Annotated in this window: 3 protein-coding genes; 2 read left to right on the forward strand and 1 reads right to left on the reverse strand. The window is 70.7% G+C overall.

Annotation, left to right across the window (positions count from 1 at the left end; genetic code table 11):
* The coding region (locus tag ACI3KX_RS21865; protein WP_404911068.1) for a X2-like carbohydrate binding domain-containing protein at nt 1-2,387 on the forward strand (2,387 nt) is incomplete at its 5' end.
* A gap of 62 nt (nt 2,388-2,449) precedes the next feature.
* Here ACI3KX_RS21865 and ACI3KX_RS21870 read toward each other — a convergent pair.
* Nucleotides 2,450-3,130, reverse strand: coding sequence for a FadR/GntR family transcriptional regulator (locus ACI3KX_RS21870; protein WP_331910727.1), 681 nt, complete (start codon nt 3,128-3,130; stop codon nt 2,450-2,452).
* Nucleotides 3,131-3,204: 74 nt separating this feature from the next.
* On the opposite strand from ACI3KX_RS21870, the gene ACI3KX_RS21875 reads away from it, so the two are divergent.
* Nucleotides 3,205-4,053 (forward strand): amidohydrolase family protein, encoded by an 849-nt coding sequence (locus ACI3KX_RS21875; RefSeq protein ID WP_404911069.1) that lies wholly within the window; start codon nt 3,205-3,207, stop codon nt 4,051-4,053.
* Nucleotides 4,054-4,090: the final 37 nt, after the last annotated feature.

Below are 4,090 nucleotides of genomic sequence, written 5' to 3' on the forward strand. Positions count from 1 at the left end.
ATGCGGCACCGCCGGCGGAGGCATCCGTCTCCCCGGCGACGACCGCGCCCGCCGCCGCGGCGCCGGCCGCCACGGCGCCGGCGCCCGAGGAAGAGCTCGGCGCCCGGCCCTACATGGGCTGGAGCAGCTACAGCATGCAGGTGTACTCGGGCAGCGGATCGACCTGGATCACCGCCGACCAGATCATCGCCCAGTCCGACGCCATGCACGAGAAGCTGCAGTCGGCGGGTTACGAGTACATCAACATCGATGCCGCGTGGAACGGTGGCACCGACGAGTACGGGCGCCCGACGCCCAGTACGACGCTGTTCCCGAACGGGCTGCAGGCCGTCATCGACCACATCCACGGCAACGGCCAGAAGGTCGGGCTCTACGCGATCCCCGGGATCTCGCCCGAGGTGTACGAGGCCGACCTGCCGATCTACGGCGCCCCCGACTGCTCCACGGGCGACATCGTCAAGCAGCCGATCCAGCAGGCGGACTACTGGAACATCGGCTACCGTCTCGACTTCGCGAACCCGTGCGCCCAGGCGTACGTGGACTCGATCGCCGACATGTTCGCCGAGTGGGGGATCGACTTCCTCAAGTTCGACAGCGTCACGCCCGGGTCGGGAATCGGCGACCTCTCCCTCGATGCCCGCGACGATGTCGCGGCCTGGTCGCAGGCGCTCGAGCGCAACGGCATCTGGTTCGAGCTCTCGTGGGCGCTCGACATCCGCTACGCCGACTACTGGGCCGAGCACGCCCAGGGCTGGCGCGTCGAGTGGGACGTCGAGTGCTACTGCGGTGACGAGGCCCTCACCACCTGGGACAACATCGCCCGCCTCTTCCCGCGTGCGGCCGACTGGTGGCGCTTCGCGGGACCGGATCGCGGCTGGAACGACTTCGACTCGCTCAACGTGGGCAACGGCTCGATGGACGGGCTGACGCGCGACGAGCGGCGCACGGCGACGACGCTCTGGGCGGTCGCGGCCGCGCCGATGTACGTCGGCAACGACATGACGCGGCTCGACGACTACGGCATCGAGCTGCTGACGAACCCTGAGGTCATCGCGGTGAACCAGGCGGGCCGCCCCGCCCACCCCGTGTCGACGGCGACGAAGCAGCAGACCTGGTACGCCATGAACCCCGACGGGTCGGTCACCGTCGCGCTGTTCAACCTCGGTCGGACGGACGCCGACATGAAGGTGTCGTTCGCCGACCTGGGCCTGCAGGGATCCGCGAAGGTGCGCGACCTCTGGGCGCAGAAGAACCTCGGCAGCTTCGACGGCGAGTTCACCGCCGACGACGTCCCGGTGCACGGCACGCGCCTGTTCACCGTCACGCCCGCCAAGGGCGGTGAGATCGCGCTGAACGACGACGACGCGCGTCTGTCGTACGAGGGCGAATGGTCCCGCAACGCGGGCAAGGAGATCGTGGCCACCTCGCAGGCGCTCACCGTGTCGTCGTACGACTCGTCGCAGGGCGGGACGGCGCCCGAGCCCGGTGCGTCGAACGTCGTGGCCGTCAACGACAGCGACTCCGCGATCGCCTACAGCGGCAACTGGGGTCACAGCACGGGCCGCGGGCTGGGCGACTACCAGGACGACGTCCACTACGCCGAGGCCGACGGCGCCGCGTTCGAGTACACGTTCGTCGGCACCGGGATCGACTGGGTGACCGAGACCCACTCATCGCAGGGTGAGGCCGAGGTCTACCTCGACGGCGTGCTGGTCGACACCGTCGACACGTCTCTCGACCCGGCACAGGATCGCGGCGTGCAGCAGGTGGTGTACAGCGTGCGCGACCTCGCCGACGGCAGCCACACCATCCGCGTGGTCAAGAAGTCGGGGCAGTTCATGCTGCTCGACCGGCTCGACGTCGTGCAGCAGAGTCTGATCGACGTCGGCGCGGTCGTGTTCGACCGTGCGGTGCCCGCCGGTGCGACGGTCCGCATCCTGCGCGACCCGGGCGAGCTCGAAGGCATCTACCGCGACGGCACCGCGCTGAAGGGCGGGACCGACTACACCGTGGAAGCGGATGCCGTCACCGTCAGCGCGTCGTACCTGTCGACGCTCCCCGACGGCGACACGGCCCTGGACTTCCGGTTCCGCGGCGACCTGCGCGACGACGTCCACTGGACCGAGGACGACGGCGCCGCCGTGGAACTGACCTTCCAGGGGACGGCCGTCACGGTGACCGGCCCGACCGCCCCCGACCAGGGCGAGGTCGAGGTCTACCTCGACGGTGCGCTGGTCGACACCGTGGACCTGCACAGCGCCGCGCGGCTCACACAGCGCGAGGTCTTCTCGCAGGACGGCTTCGGCAAGGGCGAGCACACGCTGCGGCTCGTGAAGGCGTCGGGCGACGTGCTGCGCGTCGACGCCCTGTCGTACGTGACCAGATGACGTCGGAGTCCGGGTGGCGGGGCGGGAGCCCCGTCGCCCGGGCTCAGGCCGGTCGCGCTGGGTCAGGCGCGGTCGCGCGCCTGGCGCAGCCACCGTTCGATGCCCGCGATGTGGACCTGCGCGATCGAGGTGGCGAGCTCCATGTCATGGTCGGCGATCGCGTCGAGGATCGCCCGGTGCTCGGCGAGGGTGCGCTCGACGGCGCCCGCCTGCGTGAGCCCTCGCCATACGCGCGCTCTCACCGTCTGACTGGTCAGGCTGTCCAGCAGGCTGGCGAGGTAGTCGTTGCCGGCGAGTCGCGCGATGGCGCTGTGGAAGCGCACGTCGTGCTCGACCAGGGACTCGATGTCGGTGTCAGGGGCGACGCCGCTGATCTCGGCATCCAGCGCCGCGACGTCGTCGTCGCCCGCCTGCTGCGCCGCCAGACCGGTCGCATGCGACTCGAGCACGCGCCGCACGGCGAAGATCTCGAGCAGCGAGTCGTCGTCGTGGAGGTCGACGACGAACGAGATCGCCTCGAGGAGCAGCTTCGGTTCGAGGCTCGTGACGTACGTGCCGTCGCCGCGCCGCACGTCGAGCACCCGGATGACCTCGAGAGCCTTCACGGCCTCGCGCATAGAGCTGCGCGAGAGGCCCAGACGCTCGGCGAGATCCTTCTCGGGAGGCAGGCGCGACCCCGGGGCGAGCTCGCCGCGCACGATCATGTCCTTGATCTTCTCGATCGCTTCGTCGGTGACGGCCACGCGCCCATCATAGACATCGGATGTCATCCGGTCGGGATGCCGCGGCAAGGACGCGTCGGCGTCACAATGGAGGCATGCGAGTCGTGGACGGACACCTCCATCTCTGGGACCCCGAGGTCCTGACCTACGAGTGGCTGGAGGGACCGCTGCTCCGATCATTCGGACCCGACGAGCTCGACCTGGCGCTTCAGGACGCGCCCGACGACGACTTCGGCTTCGTGTTCGTCCAGGCGGAGTGCGCGCCGGAGCAGTCGGTCGCCGAGGTCGACTGGGTCGCGTCGCTGGCACCGCGCGTGCCGCTGCGCGGCATCGTCGCGCGCGCCCCGCTCGAGGACCCCGCAGCGACCGACAAGCACCTCGCGGCGTACGAGAGCGGGCCGCTCGTGGTCGGGGTGCGCCGCCTGCTGCAGTCCGAGCCCGACGGCTTCTCGGCGGCGCCGGGCTTCCGGGACGCCGCGCGGGCGGTGGCGGCGGCCGGTCTCACGTTCGACGCGTGCGTGCGCTGGAGCCAGCTGTCCGACGTGATCGCCCTGGCCGATGCGGTGCCCGAGCTCACGATCGTGCTCGACCACCTCGGCAAGCCGCCGGTCGGGTCGGCGGATGCCGCGGCCCCCGCAGAAGGCACGCCGTGGGCGACGGAGCTGCACAGGCTCGCCCGGCGTCACAATGTCGTCTGCAAGCTGTCGGGACTGCCCGCGGAGTCGCAGGGAGAGTGGACCGCCGCACAGCTGCGCCCGTTCCTCGACGTCGCACTGGACGCCTTCGGCCCGCACCGCCTCCTGTTCGGCGGCGACTGGCCGGTCTCGGGTCCGTACGGCCGCTGGGTCGAGACCGTGTCGTCGTGGGTCACGGAGCGGCTCGGCGAGGACGACCGCGAGGCCGTGCTCGCCTCGAACGCCGAGCGGGTCTATCGCCTCGCCTGAGCGCCCCACCCGCCCACCCCGTCGCCGCTCCACGGAG

Origin of the sequence: Microbacterium sp. ZW CA_36 (assembly GCF_044987475.1) — a bacterium.
Taxonomy (GTDB): Bacteria; Actinomycetota; Actinomycetes; order Actinomycetales; family Microbacteriaceae; genus Microbacterium.